At 46.8% G+C, this 23,456-nt stretch carries 24 protein-coding genes and 1 tRNA gene; 20 read left to right on the forward strand and 5 right to left on the reverse strand.

Annotated features, from left to right (window positions below):
• The first annotated feature begins 28 nt into the window (after window positions 1–28).
• From AYO36_RS05570 to AYO36_RS05665, 20 genes are all read left to right on the forward strand, one after another.
• Entirely contained in the window at window positions 29–322 is a 294-nt protein-coding gene (locus AYO36_RS05570; RefSeq protein ID WP_050678288.1) for a PTS sugar transporter subunit IIB, read from the forward strand.
• Window positions 315–2,327 (forward strand): BglG family transcription antiterminator, encoded by a 2,013-nt coding sequence (locus tag AYO36_RS05575; protein WP_064299707.1) that lies wholly within the window; start codon window positions 315–317, stop codon window positions 2,325–2,327. Before AYO36_RS05570 ends, AYO36_RS05575 begins: the two co-directional genes overlap by 8 nt.
• Window positions 2,328–2,519: 192 nt before the next feature.
• The gene (locus AYO36_RS05580) at window positions 2,520–3,950 is read left to right on the forward strand and encodes a PTS mannitol transporter subunit IIBC (protein ID WP_064299708.1); all 1,431 of its coding nucleotides are present in this window, start codon (window positions 2,520–2,522) and stop codon (window positions 3,948–3,950) included.
• Between the two features lie 34 nt (window positions 3,951–3,984).
• The gene (locus tag AYO36_RS05585) at window positions 3,985–4,422 is read left to right on the forward strand and encodes a PTS mannitol transporter subunit IIA (protein WP_231884652.1); all 438 of its coding nucleotides are present in this window, start codon (window positions 3,985–3,987) and stop codon (window positions 4,420–4,422) included.
• A gap of 2 nt (window positions 4,423–4,424) precedes the next feature.
• Window positions 4,425–5,567, forward strand: a complete 1,143-nt coding sequence (locus AYO36_RS05590; RefSeq protein ID WP_064299709.1) for a mannitol-1-phosphate 5-dehydrogenase — start codon at window positions 4,425–4,427, stop codon at window positions 5,565–5,567.
• 236 nt (window positions 5,568–5,803) lie between these two features.
• Window positions 5,804–6,601 carry a hypothetical protein gene (locus tag AYO36_RS05595; RefSeq protein WP_050678284.1) on the forward strand — a complete coding sequence of 266 codons (798 nt, stop codon included), beginning with the start codon at window positions 5,804–5,806 and terminating at the stop codon, window positions 6,599–6,601.
• 68 nt (window positions 6,602–6,669) lie between these two features.
• Window positions 6,670–7,194: a TraR/DksA C4-type zinc finger protein gene (locus AYO36_RS05600; protein WP_023468557.1), complete on the forward strand. Its 525-nt coding sequence runs from the start codon at window positions 6,670–6,672 to the stop codon at window positions 7,192–7,194.
• Window positions 7,195–7,390: 196 nt separating this feature from the next.
• Window positions 7,391–8,911 carry an aldehyde dehydrogenase gene (adh, locus tag AYO36_RS05605; RefSeq protein WP_023468556.1) on the forward strand — a complete coding sequence of 507 codons (1,521 nt, stop codon included), beginning with the start codon at window positions 7,391–7,393 and terminating at the stop codon, window positions 8,909–8,911.
• Window positions 8,912–8,933: 22 nt separating this feature from the next.
• Complete coding sequence (locus tag AYO36_RS05610) at window positions 8,934–9,296, forward strand: DUF779 domain-containing protein (RefSeq protein ID WP_023468555.1); 363 nt, start codon at window positions 8,934–8,936, stop codon at window positions 9,294–9,296.
• Window positions 9,297–9,484: 188 nt separating this feature from the next.
• On the forward strand, window positions 9,485–10,495 hold the full coding sequence (locus AYO36_RS05615; RefSeq protein ID WP_064299710.1) for a S66 family peptidase: 1,011 nt from the start codon (window positions 9,485–9,487) through the stop codon (window positions 10,493–10,495).
• Window positions 10,496–10,510: 15 nt separating this feature from the next.
• Complete coding sequence (locus tag AYO36_RS05620; protein ID WP_050678281.1) at window positions 10,511–10,852, forward strand: hypothetical protein; 342 nt, start codon at window positions 10,511–10,513, stop codon at window positions 10,850–10,852.
• 21 nt (window positions 10,853–10,873) lie between these two features.
• A complete protein-coding gene (locus AYO36_RS05625; protein ID WP_064299711.1) occupies window positions 10,874–11,806 on the forward strand; it encodes an alpha/beta hydrolase in 933 nt (310 codons plus the stop codon).
• Between the two features lie 42 nt (window positions 11,807–11,848).
• Window positions 11,849–11,932: transfer RNA gene (locus AYO36_RS05630), tRNA-Leu, on the forward strand.
• Window positions 11,933–12,134: 202 nt separating this feature from the next.
• Complete coding sequence (locus tag AYO36_RS05635) at window positions 12,135–12,902, forward strand: transporter substrate-binding domain-containing protein (RefSeq protein WP_023468551.1); 768 nt, start codon at window positions 12,135–12,137, stop codon at window positions 12,900–12,902.
• A gap of 31 nt (window positions 12,903–12,933) precedes the next feature.
• A complete protein-coding gene (locus AYO36_RS05640; RefSeq protein WP_023468550.1) occupies window positions 12,934–13,578 on the forward strand; it encodes an amino acid ABC transporter permease in 645 nt (214 codons plus the stop codon).
• Window positions 13,575–14,303, forward strand: coding sequence for an amino acid ABC transporter ATP-binding protein (locus tag AYO36_RS05645; protein ID WP_023468549.1), 729 nt, complete (start codon window positions 13,575–13,577; stop codon window positions 14,301–14,303). Before AYO36_RS05640 ends, AYO36_RS05645 begins: the two co-directional genes overlap by 4 nt.
• 312 nt (window positions 14,304–14,615) lie before the next feature.
• A complete protein-coding gene (locus AYO36_RS05650; protein ID WP_064299712.1) occupies window positions 14,616–17,456 on the forward strand; it encodes a 2-oxoglutarate dehydrogenase E1 component in 2,841 nt (946 codons plus the stop codon).
• Between the two features lie 35 nt (window positions 17,457–17,491).
• Complete coding sequence (gene odhB / locus AYO36_RS05655; protein ID WP_050678279.1) at window positions 17,492–18,748, forward strand: 2-oxoglutarate dehydrogenase complex dihydrolipoyllysine-residue succinyltransferase; 1,257 nt, start codon at window positions 17,492–17,494, stop codon at window positions 18,746–18,748.
• A gap of 152 nt (window positions 18,749–18,900) precedes the next feature.
• The gene (locus tag AYO36_RS05660; RefSeq protein ID WP_064299713.1) at window positions 18,901–19,797 is read left to right on the forward strand and encodes a glycerophosphodiester phosphodiesterase; all 897 of its coding nucleotides are present in this window, start codon (window positions 18,901–18,903) and stop codon (window positions 19,795–19,797) included.
• 217 nt (window positions 19,798–20,014) lie between these two features.
• On the forward strand, window positions 20,015–20,458 hold the full coding sequence (locus AYO36_RS05665; RefSeq protein WP_064299714.1) for an Rrf2 family transcriptional regulator: 444 nt from the start codon (window positions 20,015–20,017) through the stop codon (window positions 20,456–20,458).
• 53 nt (window positions 20,459–20,511) lie between these two features.
• Here the strand turns inward: AYO36_RS05665 and mnhG are convergent, their stop codons facing one another.
• The 5 genes from mnhG to AYO36_RS05690 are packed head-to-tail and all read right to left on the reverse strand — an operon-like array spanning window position 20,512 to window position 23,455.
• Window positions 20,512–20,886, reverse strand: a complete 375-nt coding sequence (mnhG, locus tag AYO36_RS05670) for a monovalent cation/H(+) antiporter subunit G (protein ID WP_023468544.1) — start codon at window positions 20,884–20,886, stop codon at window positions 20,512–20,514.
• On the reverse strand, window positions 20,870–21,106 hold the full coding sequence (locus AYO36_RS05675; protein WP_369792030.1) for a Na(+)/H(+) antiporter subunit F1: 237 nt from the start codon (window positions 21,104–21,106) through the stop codon (window positions 20,870–20,872). Before AYO36_RS05675 ends, mnhG begins: the two co-directional genes overlap by 17 nt.
• 47 nt (window positions 21,107–21,153) lie before the next feature.
• Window positions 21,154–21,630: a Na+/H+ antiporter subunit E gene (locus tag AYO36_RS05680; RefSeq protein ID WP_023468542.1), complete on the reverse strand. Its 477-nt coding sequence runs from the start codon at window positions 21,628–21,630 to the stop codon at window positions 21,154–21,156.
• Window positions 21,631–21,633: 3 nt separating this feature from the next.
• Window positions 21,634–23,121: a Na+/H+ antiporter subunit D gene (locus AYO36_RS05685; RefSeq protein WP_064299715.1), complete on the reverse strand. Its 1,488-nt coding sequence runs from the start codon at window positions 23,119–23,121 to the stop codon at window positions 21,634–21,636.
• Window positions 23,114–23,455: a Na(+)/H(+) antiporter subunit C gene (locus AYO36_RS05690; protein ID WP_023468540.1), complete on the reverse strand. Its 342-nt coding sequence runs from the start codon at window positions 23,453–23,455 to the stop codon at window positions 23,114–23,116. Before AYO36_RS05690 ends, AYO36_RS05685 begins: the two co-directional genes overlap by 8 nt.
• Window position 23,456: the final 1 nt, after the last annotated feature.

Genomic DNA, 23,456 nt, shown 5'->3' on the forward strand with positions numbered 1-23,456 from the left:
CTTATAAAATGAAGAGGAGGTATGACAGATGAATTCAGAAATCATCTATTTCGTATGCGAGAGTGGAATGGCGAGTAGTGTCATGGGTGCTACGATTTTAAGAAAGCGCTTACTTGAATGCGGTATTACGACAGACGTTAAGACATGTCGGATCGCAGAACTACCTGATCAGGCATCTTTTATCGTCGGAGAAACGCAACTCGTCCATCGACACGTATGGAAAACACATTGTTCGGTGCATCCAGTCGATCGGGTTCTTGATCCGACTGCATATGATGTCATCCTCGAATCTTGGCAGAAAAGAGTGAGGCTGCATGACTGAATTTACACCACGGGAACATGATATCTTATTTTTCCTCTTATCACGCGAAGAACCTGTTCAAATACAAGAGATCGCGGAAACACTCGAGACATCGGAACGAACGATTCAACGTGAACGCGATCGTCTTGCCCAATCTTTAGAAGATCATGACTTGCGTTTGACATATGTCCGCGGCAGAGGTCTCTTAATTGAAGGAACAGACGAAGCCAAACATGCATTACGGGACCAACTCTTGTTGTCACATAAACAATTACCGAACGCTGAAGATCGCCAAGTCGAGTTAGCGTATCGGCTACTACAAGAAGAAGGGATGGTCAAATTACAGGCAATCGCCCATGCGATGTATGTGGCTCCGAGCACGGTTAGCCAGGATTTAGAGCGGATTGATGAATGGTTTCTACAATATGACCTTGAAATCAAGCGAAAAAAAGGTATTGGTGCCGAAGTCATCGGCGAAGAAATCAACAAACGCCGTTTACTGATTTCATTGATCTTTACGCAATGGGATGTTCTTGCTTTCTATCGCTTGTTACAAGGCGACGCTGGGCAATTACCTCATCTGTTACGCATGAATCGAACATCCTGGCTTGAGATGATCAATCAAGCGTACGCGGTCATAGCACCATTGACGAAAGAAGGGCGTCTCAATGACCGACAAATCATGCGTGCGACACTCAGCTTAGCTTTACAAGCGTTACGCAAAGATCAGTTTCCGATGCGTTACGAGTTAAAAGCGTATCCGGTCGAAATCCTCAAATGGGTGGAACGCGTCGAAGAGCGTTTACCTGACACGTTGTCGATTGCTGAACGCCAATGGTTATCAGAAGAATTGCGTGCTTTCTTTCAATCGGACGCAGGAGATACGGAAGAACTCGTCACGCGCCTTCGTGTAAAACGATTGATTGAGCATGTCTCCTTACTATATGGAACGAACTTTACGAAGGATCATGCGCTAGAACGCGGACTCGTCTCGCATATTCAATCGTACACACGTCAAAATAGCGTCAATCCGTCCTATGTCATCAAACAAATCGAACGGGAATATCCGCGCTTGTTCGATGCGGTCAAACAAGCAGCGCTGTCTATCTTCACCGATGCGACATTTGAAGACGTAGATTTAGCATTTTGGGTCATGCATTTCGGAGCTGTCCTGAGTAAACCGACACCTAAACTACCATATCGTGTTCTAGTCGTTTGCTCTGCTGGACTCGGTTCTTCGAAGTTATTGATGAACCGGTTACGGCAAGAATTCGCTGAACTCGAGCACATCGATAACTCGTCCCTGTTTGGCATCGAACGGTTACCAATCGACTCGTACGACTTCGTTTTGTCGACTGTGCCGTTGCCTGATATTCGCCCACCACATCTTCTCGTCAACCCGTTGCTTCCTCAGGATGAGGTCGAACGGATCCGGAAATTAATTCTCGCCTTGCCTAAATCCTTTCAACCGGCACCGCGAAAGACGAAAACGGAATGGCTCGATCTTGAACAATTGCATCGGCTCGTTGCATCGTCCATTCAAGTATCGGACGGATTCCGAATGGAACGGTTAGAGCGCGTGGGCGATGGGATTGAATCGCTCTTGTTTGAGATCAGTACACGCATGGTCGAGCAAGGATTGGCGAAGTCAGCTGTTTCGCTCTCTGGACAATTGCTACGTCGTCATGAGATGTCAGGTCTTGGTATTCCGGGAACGCGGCTTGCGCTGTTTCACGGACGCGATGCGACGATTCAACGAGGGGGATTCCTCATCTTTGAATTGCCTGAACCGATCGACTTGCTCGGAATGGATCAACAGTTACAATCCGTCGAACGGCTCCTCGTCTTGGTCGCACCGGAAGAGACCTCGAACGAACTGCTTGAATTACTCAGTTCGATCAGTGCTGCGATCATCGAGAGTCCCGAACAAATGGATCAATTCGAGTTCGGGGAGGAACAGACGATTCGTCTGCTTTTGAATCGAACGTTTCGAACGGTCATTGATCAATTCCTAGGTCACACTTGAAAAATCCCTGTCACTCCATTCCTGAAGTGACAGGGATTTTTTCACGTCAAGCAGGCTTCTTTTCAGTCTGTCCAACTTCTTGGACAAAGACTGAACTAGGAAAGATTGAGTAAGCGCTTGCAGTACTCTTACAATAAGGTCATAGCAAAGCAATCATCTTATCAACTCATACACGAAATGGAGGCTAACGCAATGGCGACAGCTCAAAATGGAGCACGGGGCATCCGTGTACAAGTTCAACGGTTCGGAAGCTTTTTAAGCGGTATGGTCATGCCGAACATCGGTGCATTCATCGCCTGGGGGATCATCACGGCACTGTTCATCCCAACTGGATGGGCACCAAATAAGGAACTCGGTGAACTCGTCGGTCCGACAATCACCTATCTTTTACCGTTGCTGATCGGATACACAGGCGGAAAATTAATGCATGACGTCAGAGGGGGCGTCGTCGGGACGCTCGCGACGATGGGGGTCATCGTCGGAACAGAGATTCCGATGTTCCTCGGTGCCATGATCATGGGACCACTTGGCGGATACGTCATCAAAAAGTTCGATCAGTTGATCGAAGGAAAAATCAAACCAGGTCTCGAAATGCTCGTCAACAATTTCTCGGTCGGAATCATCGGTGGTTTGTTGATGCTCGGTGGATTCAAAGTATTCGGACCACTCATGACAGGTCTTGACGACATCATGGCTGCAGCAGTTGGTGCGATCGTCAGTGCACACTTGCTACCATTAGCGAGTTTGTTCATCGAACCAGCGAAAATTTTATTCTTGAACAACGCCATCAACCACGGCATCTTAAGCCCACTGGGTCTCGATCAAGTAAACGAGGCGGGCAAATCAGTTCTGTTCTTACTCGAAGCTAACCCCGGTCCGGGTCTCGGATTGTTACTCGCTTACTCGTTCTTCGGTTCTGGTGCAGCAAAGAAAACAGCACCGGGTGCCGCGTTCATTCAGTTCATCGGTGGGATTCACGAAATTTACTTCCCGTATGTCTTGATGAAGCCGGTCTTATTGCTTGCGATGATCGCAGGTGGTATGAGTGGGATCCTCACATTCGTCCTATTTGATGTCGGTTTAGTTGCACCTGCTTCACCAGGTAGTATCATTGCGGTTCTTGCAATGGCATCCCGCGGTTCTTACGTCGGATTGATCGCCGGTGTCCTTGTTTCAGCATCTGTGACCTTCGTTGTCTCAACTGTTCTGCTGAAGACAAGCAAAGCAAAAGAGACATCCCTTGAAGAAGCAAGCGCGAACGTCAGTGCGATGAAAGGAAAACAATCGATTGCCTCGACACTCGTTTCAGCTGATGCCAAACCACTTGCGGAAGTCGAACATATCATCTTCGCTTGTGACGCTGGTATGGGATCGAGTGCGATGGGAGCATCCGTCCTTCGCAATAAGATCAATAAAGCGGGCTTACCGATCAAGGTAACGAATACGTCGATCAGTCAATTGCCGCCAAACGCCGAACTGATCATCACGCATCGTGATTTGACGGAGCGGGCGAAGGAACAGGTACCAACGGCAGAACACCGATCAGTCGATAATTTCTTAAATGCCGGATATTATGATCAACTCGTTCATGAGATCGAAACAGCAAGAAATAAGATTTCTTAAAAATAAAGATAGAGATATTCAAGGAGGAATAAACATGACAACGACAATGAACCTTTCACCGGAACTTGTATTACTGGACCAACAATTCGCAGACGAGACGGCAGCCATTACGGCTGCCGGTCAACTCCTCGTCGATCATGGATATGTCGAAGCGGGTTATATCGATTCAATGCAAGAGCGTCACGCTTTATCAACGGTCTATATCGGTAATCATGTCGCAATTCCCCACGGAACAGAGTCGGCTAAATCACAAGTCAAGAAAACAGGACTATCGATTCTACAAGTACCGCAAGGCGTAACGTTCGGAACGGAACAAGCACGACTCGTCATCGGTATCGCTGGCGTCGGGGACGAACATCTCGAGTTGCTCTCGAATATCGCGGTCATTTGCTCCGATGAGGAGAACGTCGAGCGTATCGTGGCAGCGACATCAAAAGAAGAGATCATCGCCTTATTGACAGCGGAGGTGTAACCATGAAAGCCATCCATTTTGGTGCCGGTAACATCGGACGTGGTTTCATCGGCTTACAACTTGTCAAGACGGGTTACGAAGTCTGTTTCGTAGATGTCAATACGACGGTCGTCGATGCATTAAAAGCACGCCATACCTATGAGGTCGGTTATGCCTCTGAACAAGGGGGACGTGAACGGGTCGACGGCGTAACGGCGCTCAATAGTTTGTCTGAACCGGATCAAGTCATTGCAGCGATTCGCGATGCAGACGTGATTACGACAGCTGTCGGTCCGAGCTTGTTGTCGAAAGTAGCTCCTTTGATCGCTGAAGGATTACGTCAACGTGATCAACGGACACCTGTCTACGTCATTGCGTGTGAGAACATGATCGGTGGGTCAAAACACTTGCAAGCAGAGGTGTCGAAACATCACCCCGTAGCGGAAAACTGGTATTTCCCGAATGCAGCGGTTGACCGGATCGTACCCCTTCAACATCACGAAGACCCGTTGTACGTCGAAGTGGAAGAATTCTTTGAATGGGTGATTGAGACGACTGGACTACCGGAAGCCTATCCACGGATCGAAGGTGTCACCTATGTCGAGAACATCGAACCGTTCATCGAGCGGAAGCTGTTCACCGTCAACACGGGACATGCGATCGCTTCTTATCTCGGAGCACTATTCCATAAAGAGACGATCGCTGAAAGTCTAACGGATCCACGCATCCGTCGTGGTGTCCAGACAGCACTTTACGAAACAGGATGGCTATTACTTGAAAAGTACGGCTTTAATCCGGTCGATCATAGTGCGTATATCCAAAAGAATATGAAACGCTTTGAAAACCCGCGGATTCATGATGAAATCATACGTGTCGCTCGTTCACCGATTCGTAAACTGAGTCCAAGTGACCGACTCGTCAAACCAGCAAAGGAATTGATGGAGCGTGGCATCGAAGCAGATGGATTAGCGCGTGGGATCGCAGCAGCTCTAACCTATTTCGATCCAAATGATTCAGAATCTTCAGAATTAAATGCATATATTACGAAACATGGAATCGAAGATGCGCTAAACGCGTATTTACAATTATCGGCAACGGATCCACTTGGATCTCGAATCATCGAACATTATGAAGCGATGCAACACCAAGTCAATTCGATTGCTTAAGAATAAGTGTTCTCAACACCTTTCACGGGATGTGAAAGGTGTTTTTGTATATCGAATTAAATGCGACGTCCTCATCGAAATGATCAGTTTTTGAAATTCTTCTATCACAATTTGATTACAATTTGTATATTAAATTTGGAATATTCGAAAACGAATATTTAGCGATTAAAATACATTGTACGCTATATGAACGGAACATCTCTATTCCGATTTTTCAGGTAAGAGAAGGTGATCATATGTTGAATTATAAAGTGAACGTATATAGATTAAACGGAGCACGACCAAAAACTACAAAAGGAACCGGACCAAAACATTTGATTTATTCGAGTCAATTTTCTTCGCGTACGCCAGTCCATTTATTGCATCAACTCATCTTGAATCGACTATTGGTTGAACAAGAAAAAAACCTTGATTTGACGTACACGATCGAAGTAAATGCGGTACTTGATCAATTCGTGATCGACGTCCGTGTCTTTTCGACAGATACGGTCAGTGTCCAAGTCGAGCGTGACTTGATTGAAATCATTGAACGCGAAGAAGTCCGTCATATCCCGGCTCTTGAAATCGGGAAACCTGATTTTGCTGAATTCGCCCACATCGTCTTAAAGGTGAAGGAAGGTGGACCACGCCTTTCACAAGAGGATACGCAACGAATTTTCAATGAGTCTGGTGTTCGAGGACGAATCATCCTGCACAAGGAGCGCATCGATAGTCATGAGCCCTCCCATTCGATTCAGTTGTTGATTGGTGGGGCCGAGAAGTGTTTGTATAGTCTTTCGCAATATCAGCTTGATCCACTCTTCCGTAAACATGGTTTGACGATTCAATCCTTGAATCTGTTACCGTTTGATTTATTCATGATTCGTGACAAAATTGCGATGCTGTCTTCGGCAGATGCTTCGCAACTGTGGATTGATGACATCACGACATCCAAGAACGGACGATCACATCAGATTTGTTTTAACGATGGGAATGAATGCATGACGGTCATCTGTGATCTTCATGGATCAATTCGTTCTTATAAGTGTTCGTGATGGTTTAACTCTTCTTCGAATAGGCTACATTCTTAACAGAGGTTCTAACGAAGGGGAGTCGAACAATCATGTTATCTAAACAACAGACGGAAGAATTCAAGCAACGGTTATTAAAGGAAAAAGAAAAGACGACATCAAACATCGAACAACGCGATACCGACTACGATGAAGGTGAATTGTCGAGTTACGATAATCATCCTGCCGATTCCGGCGATGAATTGTTCTTGCGGGAACGCGATCAAGCAATCACGGACATGCAAGAGGATATGCTCTCGGATGTGGACCGTGCCCTAAAAGCGATCGAGGACGGAACGTATGGCATTTGTAAGGTCTGTGGAAAAGAGATTGAGATTGAACGTCTTGATATCATTCCGGAAACGTTATTATGCATCGAGCATGCAAAAGAAGAAGCAGAACAAAACGAGAACGACCCGAATTCGCGACCAAGCGAAGAAGACGTACTGGATCCATCTGTCACAGCCCGCGGGAAAGACATCGACGGTGATACGGATGGATTCTCGAAAGTAAGTGATTTCGGTAGTTCCGATACACCGTCTGACCAAGAAGACGGAATTGACCCGACACGGTCTTGACCGGCAAAACATCTCCCGAAAATGGAGATGTTTTTTTCTCGAAAAAAATCATAAATAGTTACCGGAATTTTTTGACTTTTCATATAATTTTGGTACGATGGTATCGAGGGGGCTGTTTTAGCCTATATTAAAATGTAAGCGCATACAAGCATCCGTCTCACTGCTTGACCATTTTAGTTGAGGGAGGAAATAATGCATGATTTATGACATTCCGAACAAGCAAGGGTCAAAAGTACAGTACAAGGAACGGTATGAAAATTACATCAACGGAAAGTGGACTGCACCTGTCGGGGGAGAATATTTTGATAATGTCACACCTGTCACTGGTAAAGTATTGTGCCAAGTCGCTCGTTCCGGTAAGGAAGATATCGAACTGGCTCTTGACGCAGCACACGCGGCAAAAGAAGCATGGGGGAAAACGTCTGTAACGGAACGCTCAAACATTTTAAATAAAATCGCGAATCGGATGGAAGAAAACCTTGAGATGCTCGCTTATGCAGAGACACTTGAGAACGGGAAAGCGGTCCGTGAGACACTCAACGCCGATCTACCGCTCGCAATCGATCACTTCCGTTATTTCGCCGGCGTCATCCGTGCCCAAGAAGGTTCGGTCGGCGAACTCGATCAAGATACGGTCGCGTATCACTTCCATGAGCCACTTGGCGTCGTTGGTCAAATCATTCCATGGAACTTCCCACTCCTGATGGCTGTCTGGAAACTAGCGCCAGCACTCGCGGCAGGGAACTGCGTCGTCTTAAAACCAGCAGAACAAACACCAGCGAGCATCATGGTACTCGTTGAGCTCATTGAGGATTTACTCCCACCGGGTGTTCTTAACATCGTCAACGGTTTTGGTCTTGAAGCAGGGAAACCGCTCGCTTCAAGCAAACGAATCGCAAAAATCGCCTTTACGGGTGAGACGACGACAGGACGTTTGATCATGCAGTACGCATCACAAAATTTGATTCCAGTCACACTCGAACTCGGTGGGAAATCACCGAATATCTTCTTTGAGGATATCATGCAGGCAGATGATGCTTTCTTCGATAAAGCAATCGAAGGATTACTGATGTTCGCGTTGAACCAAGGAGAAGTCTGTACGTGTCCGTCGCGTGCCTTGATTCAAGAATCGATTTACGAACCGTTCATGGAACGTGTTCTTGAGCGCGTCAAAGCCATCAAGATCGGAAATCCCCTTGATTCGGACGTCATGATGGGTGCTCAAGCTTCGAACGAGCAGATGGAGAAAATTCTTTCATATCTTGAAATCGGTAAGTCAGAAGGCGCAGAATGTCTCATCGGTGGAGAGCGCAACATGCTCGAAGGGGATCTCGCAGAAGGATATTACATCCAACCAACGATCTTCAAAGGACACAATAAGATGAGAATCTTCCAAGAAGAAATTTTCGGACCGGTTCTATCGGTCACGACATTCAAGACGGAAGAAGAAGCACTCGAAATTGCGAATGATACGTTATATGGTCTTGGTGCGGGCGTCTGGACACGTGATATGAACCGTGCTTATCGGTTTGGGCGTGCGATCGAAGCAGGACGCGTCTGGACGAACTGTTATCACCAATATCCAGCTCACGCGGCGTTTGGTGGTTACAAAATGTCAGGGATCGGACGTGAAAACCATAAGATGATGCTCAACCATTACCAACGGACGAAAAACCTACTCGTTAGTTACAACCCGAATAAACTCGGTTTCTTCTAAGTCGGAAAGGACGTGGATGCAAATGGTGGAACGTGTTCAGGCGACAGCAGCTTGTCTAGAGTTAATCGACCAGTTGAGAGAAAAACACGGTCCGTTGATGTTTCATCAATCTGGTGGTTGTTGCGATGGCAGTTCCCCGATGTGTTTTGCGCAGGGTGATCTATTCCTAGGAGATCAGGATAAAAAACTGGGAGAGATCGGTGGTTGTCCGTTTTATATTCATGAAGATCAATATGAGTACTGGAAACATACGCAACTCATCATTGATGTCGTGGATGGTCGAGGCGGAATGTTCTCTCTTGAAGGTGTCGAAGGGAAACGTTTTTTGACACGCTCCCGTGCGTTCACGCAAGAGGAATACGCTGAACTATCAGCATCAAGCTAATAAAGGAATCAAACACGGTTTCGTCGATGCGACTTGTTCATTCAGGTCGCTTGTACGGAATCGTGTTTTTTGTTCGTATCACAACGTTCGAACAGGATAAAAGTTGGTAATGCGGCATAAGAACGGTATAATGAACTCATATTTTGACGAGAAGATAGTTTCACACTATGACATTATAGGGGGTCACCATGAAATATCCATTTTTAGGTTGGACAGGTCAAACGATCGGAGTGACGGCGCCCTCCTCCGGATTACGTGAACAGCAACAGGAATGGGTCGAACAAGCAGTTGAACAGGTACAAGCACGGCAAATGAACGTCCGTTTAGGCGAAACGATTTGGTCGCATCAACTTGCTGAGAGTGCACCGGTCAAACAACGCGCCGAAGAATTGAATCACATGATGACGGATGAGACGATTGATACCGTCATCCCGCCATTTGGCGGGGAACGCGCCATTGATCTTTTACCCGAGTTGACGCTAGCTACTTACCAAACAAAATGGTTGCTTGGCTATTCTGATATCAGTACGTTATTGCTCAGTCTGACGCTTCAGACGGGAATCGCGACAGCACATGGTCCGAATTTCGTTGAGCTTCGGAGTGAAGAATGGGACGAGACGACAAGTGCCTGGCGACGGGTGCTCGCGACGCCAACTGGAGGAACCGTCACACAATGGGCTTCCGATCGTTATCAACCCGAGTGGACTGATGAAGAACGTCCAACAGGTTCGTTATTTCAGCTAACGGAAGCGACGGAATGGAAAGCACTTGATGAGCGAACAGAAGTGACTGGACGGTTACTTGGTGGGTGTCTGGAGACGATTCGCCATCTGATTGGGACACCGTATGGAGATGTGCAGCGTTTCCAGCGTGAAGAGATCAACGGAGAACCGATACTCTGGTACTTTGAGGTGTCTGAAGCGAATTCTGCAGAGGTACACCGGACGCTGCGACAAATGGCGTATGCTGGGTGGTTCGACCATGCGGCTGGCTTTTTATTTGGCCGTACGTCTGCAAGGATTATAGAAGACCTGACATGGCTAGACGTATATCAATATCTCGCGGATGAGACGGGCTTACCAGTCTTATATGATCTTGACATCGGTCATCAACCGCCACAGTTGACGTTAATCAATGGAGCGACGGGGACGGTTCGTATTCAAGGGAAAGATTCACGAATCGATCTTACGTTCAACTAAAAAGGAGAGCACGCAATGGCACGTCGTAAGTTTCAAGCATTAGGCGTTTATAAACGCGTCCATATCAATCCGGAGACACGTCGAATGACGTTACCTGAACCATTTTACGATGCACTTCGTCTAGAAGATGAATTGCTGATTGCACAAGTCGGAGATGTTCTCGTCATGCGACGTCCGGGGGAGGTCGTCGAGACAGAAACGGAATTATTGAGCGAACTCGTAGAAGATGGATTCACGGGTACAGAGCTCGTCCAAGAATTTGCCTACCGGCGTCAGCAACAAGAACAACGATTACGTCAACAAGTCTTGCAGGATGAAGAGGATGACCATGCTGCTCAACTAAAGATCGAGCTATAACGGAAAGAAGGAGTGGGGCAGATGCGTCGCAGAACAAAAATTGGAATCGGAGTCATCGGATCCGGATTAGTAGCAGCGAGTTATTATTTTTATGAGATGGCAATCGCCACGAATCCAAAGCCATTCTTATCGAATAATCGAGATTTAAGTGACGAGATGGTCCGATTGATGCAACCTGGTCAGACGTGGATCAAGGAGCAACCGCTTGAGCGGATCGAGATTGAAGCGAAAGACGGTTTAACGTTACGCGGGCATTTTCTTCCGTCACCTGTTCCGTCAGATCGGATCGTCATTCTCGTGCACGGGTACGGAGGCGTCGGAACGGATTTAGCCGGATTCGCCTATCTGTACCATCAGGCCGGTTTCCATATCATGATGCCCGATAATCGTGGACACGGAATGAGTGACGGTCACTATATCGGATTCGGATGGCATGATCGGGAAGATTGTCTCAGTTGGTCGAACTATCTGATTGAACGGATCGGACAGGATGCGAAACTGTTCTTGCATGGGGTGTCGATGGGAGGGGCGACCGTATTGATGACGAGTGGCGAACAACTCCCACCACAAATCAAAGGGATCATTTCTGATTGTGCCTATACGTCCGTCAATGCTGTCCTTGCGTATCAGATGAAGCGGATGTACCGACTACCACACTTTCCGTTCTTAGGCATGACGAGCGTATTGACGAAGCTAAAGGCAGGTTATACGTTCCGTGAAGCATCATCGTTGAAACAAGTCAAAAAAGCACAGGTACCGATTTTGTTCATCCATGGTGGGGCGGATACGTTTGTACCGACAGACATGGTATATGAGCTGTATGAAGCTTGTCCAACGGAAAAAGAGCTCGTCGTCATTCCAAATGCCGCTCACGCGATGGCCTATTTTGAGGATCCGGCATTGTATGATGATGTCGTCGAGAAGTTCGTTCGCAACATCTTGCGAAATGATTGACAACTCAGTTCGTTACCCGCTATATTAATATCATAAATCAACGTCGTCGTGGCGGAACTGGTAGACGCGCTAGACTCAGAATCTAGTGGTGGCAACACCGTGGAGGTTCAAGTCCTCTCGGCGGCATAAATGATTGAAGGAGGCAATCCCAGCAAGGGGTTGCCTTCTTTTTTGTTGCTGAATAGAAAACGATTACAACGAATAAAAATTCAGAAATATTTATCTTTTTAGAATTTTTCTGGTAAAATACGTTTTAAAGAGGGTACTCTTCAGGGAAAGTACTAAGTGAAGTAGACAATCTTTAACACATAGGAGAGGGGAAACAAACATGAAAAAAGGGAGTATCTTGCTAGCGCTCTTGATGAGCTGTGTTCTCGTACTTGGTGCATGTAGCATCGGTTCGAAAGAAGAAGAGTCGTCTGAAGGAAAGACGTACAAGGTCGGCATTGACGTCACGTATCCACCATTCGAATATAAAGACGGGGATACGTACAAAGGAATCGACATCGATCTCATGAAAGCAATCGCGAAGGATCAGAACTTCAAGATTCAATTTGAAGCGATGGACTTTAGCGGCATCATTCCGGCACTTCAAGCAAATCAATTGGACGTTGCCATTGCTGGTATGAGTATTACGCCAGAACGGAAGAAAGTCGTCACATTCTCGGATCCATACTTCAAAGCTGGTCTTATTCTAGTCGTCAAAGAAGATGAGAATGGTATTAAATCCGTCAACGATTTAAAAGGGAAAAAAGTAGCCGTCAAAAAGGGAACGACGGGTGCGAAATATGCAACGGATAACGCAGACAAACTGGGATTCACGGTCACACAGTTCAATGACAGTCCAGCGATGTTCCAAGAAGTGAAGAACGGTAACGCTGCTGCTTTGATTGAAGATTATCCTGTCATCTCATATGCCAACAAACAACAAAACCTTGGATTAAAACTTGTCGGAGACCGTCTCAACGGGGACAACTACGGAATTGCTGTCTTAAAAGGTGAGAACGAGGATCTGATGAAGAAAATCAACAAAGGGCTTGCGAATCTGAAAGAAAACGGTGAATACGATAAAATCGTTGACACGTATCTGAAATAAGTCGCAAGGCGATAAGGGAGTGGGATAGCCAATGGAAGTGGTCAAAACCGCATTTCCATTTTTCTTGGAAGGGCTTCAAGTCACATTGTATATTTTCATCATCGCGGTCATCGTCGGCTTTCTGATTGGCTTAGTCGTCGCATTGATGCGGTTATCACCATCAAAAATCTTAAACGGGATCGCGATCGTCTATATCGATGTCATTCGCGGAACGCCGTTCATCGTTCAGTTATTCTTCATCTATTTTGGACTCAATTCGCTCGAATGGTTATCGATGGACCGGATGTATGCAGGGATACTGACGGTCGCAATCAATGCCGGTGCTTATTTTGCGGAGATCATTCGAGCTGGTATCCAGTCGATTGATAAAGGACAAACAGAAGCTGCGCGTTCACTCGGGATGACAGGGCGTCAAACGATGGTACAGATCATCTTACCGCAAGCATTCCGGCGGATGTTACCAACGATTACGAACCAATCGATCATCAGCTTAAAAGATACATCGTTGTTGTCGATTATCGGGATCGCTGACTTGACACAACAAGGTCAAGTGCAGCAGTCAACGACGTTTGAACCATTCATCGTCTGGTCCGTCGTCGGATTGATGTACTTCGTCATCATTTATCTCTTGTCCTTAGTGGCGAAGTTCTTGGAACGGAGGTTTACATTACGATGAGTATCATAGAAGTAAAGAATCTAAAGAAATCATTCGGTTCGAATGAAGTCTTAAAAGACATCAACGTCTCGATTGCCGAAAAAGAAGTCGTTTGTGTCATCGGTCCGTCGGGATCTGGGAAAAGTACGTTTTTACGCTGTTTGAATCGATTGGAAGAGATTACAGGTGGTACCGTCATCGTCGATGATTTCGATATTACGAGTCCAAAGGTCGATATCAACAAGGTCCGGGAAGAAGTCGGGATGGTCTTTCAACATTTTAATCTCTTCCCGCATAAGACCGTGCTAGAAAACGTCACGCTTGCACCGATCAAAGTGCGTAAATCGGATAAAGAACAGGCGAAACAGCGGGCACTTGAACTACTCGATAAAGTCGGATTACGTGAAAAAGCGGATAATTATCCAGGTGAATTATCTGGGGGGCAAAAACAGCGGGTCGCAATTGCCCGCGCGCTTGCAATGAATCCGAAAATCATGTTATTTGATGAGCCGACGTCAGCGCTCGACCCGGAAATGGTCGGTGACGTGCTTGCCGTCATGAAACAACTTGCCCTTGAAGGCATGACGATGGTCGTCGTGACCCATGAGATGGGATTTGCTCGTGAGGTCGGAGATCGCGTCTTATTCATGGATGGTGGCTATATCGTCGAAGAGAACGTACCACAAGCATTGTTTGATTCTCCACAACACGAACGGACGCAATCGTTCCTTAGTAAAGTCTTATGATGAAACCGGCGTATCTAAATTCGGATACGCCGGTTTTTTAACGAATCATAAATAACTGGCTAAGCGCTCATAAGAAAAACTTATACATTTAAGCGTGAGAATTTGGGAATTCGAAATGCACACACAGGAAAAGAGTAGTAATATAGTAACGAAGGCACTTTCATGGAAGAATGACACGATCATTCCTTCTCATGACGTTCAGCGTTTTATTCATGCAATTCCTTTTGAAAGCGCTAACAGGTAGAGGGCTGGAAACACATCGAGTATCCACTGGATGTGTGGGGAGAAATATAGAAACGGGGGGAACCGTACATGGCAGGCCACGAGCAAGATCAACAAGCATTCTATGGACCAAACCTTGGCTACATCATTGAATTGTACGAGCGTTTTTTAGAAGACAAGACATCCGTTGATGAGGAGACACGTGCTTATTTCGAAGAGCATGGTGCACCCGTGACGGAACCAGTCGTACCGATGCAAGTCGAGACAGGAGATTTCGAAAAATATCTTGCGGCGAATCGTTTAGCGGAACAAATTCGTGCAAAAGGACATCTTGCGGCGGATATCTATCCGCTGAAGGACCATCCGCGAGAAACAGGATTATTCGAATTGAGTCAGTACGGATTGACAGAGGCAGATCTTCGAAAAATGCCAGTCTCACTCGTCTGTCCTGAACCACCAACTGGTGTACAGGACGCGTTTGAAGGCATCGAACATTTAAAAGCGCAGTACACGGGAGCAGCCGCAGTTGAGTTCCAGCATGTCGACGATCTCGATGAAAAGAAATGGCTCCGACAGAAAATCGAGCAAGGTGCTTTGACGGCGACGCTAGACGCTGAACAAAAGAAACAGTTGTTCAAACGCTTAGCTGAAACGGACCTCTTCGAAAAATACTTGCACAAAACATATGTCGGTCAAAAACGCTTCTCGATTGAAGGACTTGACGCGATGGTGCCATTGCTCGACACGATCGTCGGACACCTCATCTCGAATGGGTCGGAGACGATCAATATCGGAATGGCACACCGTGGACGGTTGAACGTTTTGGCGCACGTACTTGGGAAGCCATATGAAATGATCTTTGCTGAGTTCCAGCATGCACCGAACCACGACCTCGTACCATCTGAAGGATCGATCGGGATCACGTACGGTTGGACGGGCGACGTGAAGTATCACCTCGGTTTAAACCGAAAACTCGAGCAAGAGACACGTAACGTGCGGATGACGCTTGCGAACAATCCGTCGCATCTTGAGTTCGTTGACCCAGTCGTCGAAGGCTTCACACGTGCGGCACAAGATGATCGCTCACAAAAAGGTGCACCACGCCAAGAGCAAGCGGCTGCTGCTGCAATCCTGATACACGGTGATGCTGCGTTCCCAGGTCAAGGAATCGTTGCTGAAACATTAAATTTAGCGAACCTCAAAGGATATAACACCGGTGGAACGATTCACATCATCGCGAACAACACGATCGGCTTCACGACGGAGCCGACGGACTCCCGTTCGACGCGCTACTCAAGTGACCTGGCTAAGGGTTACGAGATCCCAGTCTTCCACGTCAACGCGGATGAGCCGGAAAGCTGTCTCGCAGTCGCTTTGCTCGCGAGCGAGTACCGGGCAACGTTTAAGAAGGATGTCATGATTGATTTAATCGGATATCGTCGTTTTGGTCATAACGAAATGGATGAACCGATGAATACGAACCCGGTCTTATACGATTTGATTCATAAACATGATCCAATTCGTGTCTTGTACGGGAAAACGCTTGTCGCGAACGGGGATGCGACAGCTGACGAAATTCAATCGATTGAAACGTCGATCAATGATCAAATGAAAGCGGCTCGTGAAAAAGTACCGAACGCGGAGAAAGAGTATGGTGGGGTCATGCCGGACGTCGTCTTTAAAGGCGTTCCGACGATTGAGACAGGGGTCTCGATTGAAACATTGACGGCGTACAACGAAGAATTGTTACAGTGGCCGGATGGCTTCCAAGTGTTCCATAAACTTGAGAAGGTCCTGAAGCGCCGGACGGATGCGTTTTCGACAAAGAACGGAATTGACTGGGGACATGCCGAAACATTGGCGTTTGCTTCGATTCTCTCAGATGGAACACCAATCCGCTTGAGCGGTCAAGATTCTGAACGAGGAACGTTCGCACAACGGAACATTAATCTTCATGATGTGAAAACAGGAGAAGGCTTCTCGCCACTCCATGCCTTATCAACGGCAACTGCATCATTCTCGGTCTACAACAGTCCGTTGTCTGAAGCAGGTGTACTTGGTTTTGAATACGGTTATAACGTCTTCGCTCCGGAAACGCTCGTATTATGGGAAGCGCAATATGGGGACTTTGCGAACTCAGGTCAAGTCATCTTCGACCAGTTCATCTCAGCTAGCCGAGCGAAATGGGGACAAACATCAGGTCTCGTCATGTTGCTTCCGCATGGTTATGAAGGGCAAGGACCAGAACACTCGAGTGGTCGTTTAGAACGCTTCTTGACGTTATCGGGTGAGAAAAACTGGACGGTCGCGAACGTATCGAGTGCTGCCCAGTACTTCCATTTATTGCGCCGACAAGCAGCGATTCTCGGAAAAGAAGAAGTCCGACCGCTCGTCGTCATGACGCCGAAGAGTCTCTTGCGTCATCCGCTTGCAACATCGGATGTCTCTGAGTTGACGGAAGGTAGTTTCCAACGTGTCATCGAACAGTCAGGGCTCGGAGAAGCGCCAGATCGTGTCAAACGTCTTGTGTTCTGTTCTGGTAAGATGGCAATCGACCTAGCTGAAGCCGTTTCGAAATCAGATGAGAATCTCGATTGGCTACAAATCGTCCGGGTCGAGGAGTTGTATCCATTCCCGGCAAAAGCCTTAAAAGAAGTCATCGCGCGCTATGAATCCGTCGAAGAGATGGTCTGGGTGCAAGAAGAACCGAAAAACATGGGGGCGTGGTCCTTCATGGAACCTCGACTTGAGACAGTCGCACCGAATGGTATCCAAACCGTCCGTTACATCGGTCGTCGTCGTCGTTCCAGTACAGCAGAAGGTGACCCGTCAGGTCATAAAGTAGAGCAGGCACGTATCATCAATGATGCACTCACAGCGACTGCTTCTACTCCAACAGCACCATCACACGTATCAAATCACACATCATAACTTAAGATAGAATCGAGTCATAGGGGGAGAATACGATGGAAATCAAAGTACCAGAACTTGCCGAATCAATTACAGAAGGAACGGTGGCGTCTTGGTTAAAACAACCAGGTGATCACGTGGAAAAAGGGGAAGCCATCGTTGAGCTCGAGACAGATAAGGTCAACATCGAAGTACCGTCAGATGAAGCTGGTACGTTGACGGAGGTGATGGCTGCTGAAGGAGATACAGTCCGCGTCGGGGAAACGATTGCTGTCATCTCTGCTGGTGGCGAGGCTCCAAAACCGGCTGCGGCAGAAACAGTACAAGAAACTCCAAAAGAGACACCTAAAGCAGAAGAAAAAGCGGAACAACCGGTGGCTGCAGCAGCGACTGAAAGTACATCTGTTGCGGATCGTCCGATTGCTTCACCTGCTGCCCGTAAACTGGCTCGTGAAAAAGGAATTGATTTAGCACAAGTGGCAACGCAAGATCCGCTCGGTCGGATTCGCGTGCAAGACGTCGCGACGTTTGAAGTAGCACCACGTGAGCAAGCAAAACCGGCTCCTACGAAACCTGCTACACCGGCACCAGCACCAGCAGCCGCTCCTGGGAAACCGGAAGAGCGAATCAAGATGTCACGCCGTCGTAAGACAATCGCGAACCGACTCGTTGAAGTTCAACAAACGGCAGCAATGTTGACGACATTCAATGAGATCGATATGTCAGCGGTCATGGCACTGCGTAAACGTCGCCAAGAGAAATTCGTGAAGGAAAACGAAGTCAAGCTCGGCTTCATGTCATTCTTTACGAAAGCAGCAGTCGCAGCACTTAAAAAGATGCCATATTTGAATGCTGAGATTCAAGGCGATGAAATCGTCCTCAAAAAATTCTATGATATCGGTATTGCCGTTTCAGCACCAGACGGTCTCGTCGTTCCGGTCGTTCGTGATGCGGATAAGAAGAACTTCGCTGAGATTGAAAAAGACATCATTCAACTAGCGGTTAAGGCGCGTGATAATAAACTCGGTCTATCTGATTTAACGGGTGGTACGTTCACGATCACGAATGGTGGTACGTTCGGTTCACTCATGTCGACACCGATCTTAAACGGTCCACAAGTCGCGATTCTCGGAATGCACGCAATCAACTTGCGTCCTGTAGCGATTGATGCTGAACGCATGGAAAACCGTCCGATGATGTATGTCGCACTCTCTTATGATCACCGAATCGTTGATGGAAAAGAAGCCGTTACGTTCTTGAAGCACATTAAAGATCTCCTTGAAGATCCAGAGTCATTGATTTTCGAAGCGTAATCATAAAAAGACCCGTTTTAGATGCGGGTCTTTTTTTTGTTGATATCATTTTGTCATCAAATCACGAAACGACATTTACGTCTTCTCTATATCAGCTTCATACAAACGATATAGGATAAGTGTTGTAAGAATATTTCAAGGGGGAATTGATTATGTTGAAACAATTTGGATTAACGATGGTAGCAGGAGCCGTATTAAGCACAGGGCTTCCGACAGAAGATGTCAGCGCACAATCAAAAGGCAAATCGTTACTTGATCCAAATCGAATCATCAATGTTGCTCACCGTGGAGCTTCAGGGTACGCGCCAGAGCATACGATGCCAGCTTATGAAATGGGACATAAGACATTCAAAGCAGATTACATCGAAATTGATTTACAGATGACGAAAGACGGTCAATTGATTGCGATGCACGATGAAACGATTGATCGGACGACGAACGGAACAGGTGCCGTCAAAGATAAAACGCTTTCTGAAATCAAGAAACTTGATGCTGGTAGCTGGTTTAATGAAGCGAACCCGACGCTTGCGAAAAAGTCATATGTCGGTTTGAAAGTACCGACGCTTCAAGAAGTCTTGAGTAAGTATGGGAAGCATGCGAATTACTATATCGAGACGAAATCACCGGAAGTGTATCCCGGAATGGAACAGAAATTGCTCGACGTACTAAAGCAGAACGGATTGTCGAGTAACAAGGTCAAACCAGGACAAGTCTTGATTCAGTCGTTTAGTGAAGCGAGTCTTCAAAAAGTCAGAGCCATCGACCCGAACGTTCCACTGGTTCAGTTGATGGAAGCAAATGAAGTCAAGGCTTTGACGGATGATCGATTAACCGCAATCCATCAGTATGCAGTCGGTGTTGGTCCTTCCTACAAAGCATTGACACGTGAAAACATCTCAGCGATTCGGACTCATGATTTGTTACTTCACCCGTATACTGTGAATGAAAAAGCGGATATGGTTCGTATGCTCGACTATGGTGTCACAGGAGTCTTCACGAACTATGCCGACCGTTTTAATGATGTCGTGAAAGGACTATACAAAAAATAAAGTAAGGACGATACAGGACTATTTCTTCTTTCGAACAGGAAAGAAGAAATAGTTTTTTTGTTTTTAAAACTCGTATTTTAAATCCAATATTTCATTCCATACGTAAACCTAATAGAGGTTTATCAGAATTTCGAATCATGAGACAAAACAATGTAGTCAGTTTCGTATTTCATGGTACGATAACAGTGCAGTTTTGGGAAGGAATGGAGTGAGGATCGTGAGAATTACACAGTATACGGATTATGGACTACGTGTGTTGATGTATCTCGGGGTGCACCGGGATGTCATCACACCAATGCCGCGGATTGCAAATCATTATGGCATCTCATCCAACCATTTAATGAAGGTGACACAACAATTAGCGAAACTTGGCTATGTCGAATCAACAAGAGGTCGGTCAGGCGGACTCCGTTTGATTCGTGATCCAAAAGACATCAACATCGGGAAAGTCGTTCGGGAAATGGAACCGATGGATATCGTCGAGTGTTTTGGAAGCAACGGTCATTGTGTCATCGAACCAGGATGCCGTCTAAAAGGTGTGCTCGGACGAGCGCTTCGAGCTTTTATCCGGGAACTGGAACAGCATACATTAGAAGAATTGTTAGATAATCGTGATGAGTTGGCGCTCTTGTTTGCTGCCTCATCTTTACAGCGTTCCTAATCAAAAAACCCTCGTTTCCGTGAATGGAAGCGAGGGTTTTGTCATATCGATACTTATACGTCATCTTGGCGTTTCTTTGGTTCCACATGTTCTTTATTCTGGGACAAGTCGTCACGAACAGACGATTTCCACAACGGAACATTGCTGTAATATGCAGCACGAGCGATCAGATGTCCTCCAATCGGTGCTGTGATGAGCACGAACAGGATGCCGAGAACGACACGAGAGGAGAAGAATCCATCTTCAGTGACGAAATAGATGATGACGCCGATTAAAATCGACATGACACCTAATGTCGCGCTTTTAGATGCAGCGTGAGCACGCGTATAGACATCCGGTAAGCGGATCAGACCAAGCGCGGTGACGAGACTAAATCCCATACCGAGCAAGGCGAAGACCGCGACGATCAATTCATTGGTTGCGATCACGTTCGATGATCTCTCCTTTCTCGATATATTTTGAAAAGGCAACTGTACCGATGAAGGCGAGTATACCAATCAACAGGATGACTTCGAGGTAGTCGCTCGTCCGTAAGATGATCGAGACAAGTCCAACGATTGAAATCAAGCTGATACCAATTGAATCAAGCGCGATGACACGATCCGCAACACTTGGTCCTTTGATGACCCGGTAAAACAGACCAAGCATCGAGAGAAAGACACCCCCGAGTGCGATATAGATTAAAATATCGAACATCACCGACTCACCTCCAGAATGGCTTTCTCAAAACTATCACGAATCGAAGCGACCGCTTCATCGACCTCTGGCATGTGGAGTGCATGAATGTAGAGTGTCTTATTATCATCCGAGATATCAACGACAAGCGTTCCCGGTGTCAGCGTGATCAGCATTGACAGCAACGTGATTTGCCACGGTTGATCGAGTTCGGTCTCATAGGCGAAAATACCAGGTTGAATATCTAACTTCGGCTTTAAAATGATTTTCAAGACATCGATGTTCGCGACGACAAGCTCGTAGAGAAAGCGGAAAAACAATAGGACGAGTGCGACGACAGGTCCGAGATAAAAGCGACCTTTGAAGCCGCGACGGAAAGCGAACATCGCAATCAGCCCTAGCGCGTAACCGATGACGAAACCGGAGGCCGAGAAATTGTTTGAGAGAAACATCCACAAGAATGCAAGAAATAAGTTGAGCAAGACTTGAAATGCCATGAATTAACGACCTCCTTTTAGTACGGCATCGATATAGAGCGTTGGATTCGTCAACGGTTCGACGGCTTGTTGAATCAGTGGACGCATCGCCTCAGCACCTACTCCATAGAGAACGCTGAGCGCAACTAAGGCAATCGTAGGAACGAGCAGCTTTGGAACAAGCGCTTGTTTATCACCAGAGTAGGTCTTCGGTGTTCCCCAAAAGGCACGCATGAACAATTGAACGACCGAATATAAGACGAGTAGACTGGATAGTAGAACGATGATTGGTCCAATCAACTCACCGGCTTCAATACCACCACGAACAATCAGGAATTTCCCAATGAATCCGCTGAGCGGTGGAATCCCGGCAAGTGATAACGCCGCGATGAAGAACGTCCAACCTAATACAGGATAGGCTTTGATCATCCCGCCCATATCTTTCAGCTTACTCGAGCCGGCAATTCCGACCATGATTCCTACGAGTAGGAATAAAGCGGCTTTAATCAACATATCATGAAGAAGATAGAAAATCGCACCTTCTAGCGCTTGCGGTGTCATGAGGGAAACCCCGTACAAGATGACTCCGACTGCGACGATGATGTTGTAGATGATGATTTGCTTCGCATCCCGTGTCGCAAGCGCACCGATCACCCCGATGACGATCGTACTGAGAGCAAGGATACTTAAGATTTGATGAATCGTTCCAATCTCATTTGAGAAGAACAAACTATACGTCCGTAAAATCCCGTAGACCCCGACCTTCGTCAGCAAGGCACCGAACAGAGCAAGAACAGGCGTCGGCGGTACTTGATAAGAACCAGGTAACCAGAAGTAGAGCGGGAAGATCGCACCTTTTAATCCGAAGACGATCAGGAATAACAAGGCGATGACGTTTAGGATTGCCGGCTGTCCGACCTCTGAAATCTTTTGACTGATATCCGCCATGCTGAGCGATCCAATGATCCCGTACAAGAAGGCAACTGTCATGACGAATAATGCTGACGAGATGACGTTGATCAAAAGATACTTCAGCGATTCTCGTAATTGTGCCGGTTTCCCGCCAAGAACGATCAAGACATAAGACGAAATCAGGAAGACTTCGAAGAAGACGAACATGTTGAAGATATCACCTGTCGTAAAGGCACCATTGACACCAACGAGCAAGAATTGGACGGCAATGAAATAGTAGTATCGTTGATAGGAAACGCTCAAGTAGACAATGGCATACCAGATGATACAAAGAACAAGAATGCTTGTCGTCGTGACGAGTAAAGCGGATAGCATGTCAGAGACGAGTGTGATACCAAAAGGTGCTGGCCAGCTACCGAGTGTGACTGTTAAGATTCCGTTCGACCGGACAGTCAGCACAAGATAGATGGAGGCACAGACAGTTAAAATCGTCGAAAAGAGGGAAACGATTCGTTGTCCTTTGAGGTGTCGCGGGAAAAACATCAAGATGACACCAGTCAACAAAGGGATGATGATTGGTAGTAGCGGTAAGTTAATCATTCGAATCGGTTCCTTTCATCTCTTCGATATTATCGGTTCCGAGTTCTTGATAGGCACGATAAGCGAGTACCAAGAAAAAGGCAGTGACACCAAAGCTGATGACGATGGCGGTCAAGACGAGTGCTTGCGGTAGTGGATCCGTATAGGAAGTCACGCCGTCCTTTAAGACCGGAGCCGCGCCTCGTTTTAATCCACCCATCGTCATGACGAGTAGATGGGCAGCGTGGCTGAGCAACCCTGTTCCGATGATAATGCGAAGAATACTTTTCGAAAGAATGAGATAAATGGCACACATCGTCAGGATGCCTGCGGCGATCGCCATGATGATTTCCATA

This window comes from Exiguobacterium sp. KKBO11 (assembly GCF_001644945.1).
Lineage (GTDB): Bacteria > Bacillota > Bacilli > Exiguobacteriales > Exiguobacteriaceae > Exiguobacterium_A > Exiguobacterium_A abrahamii.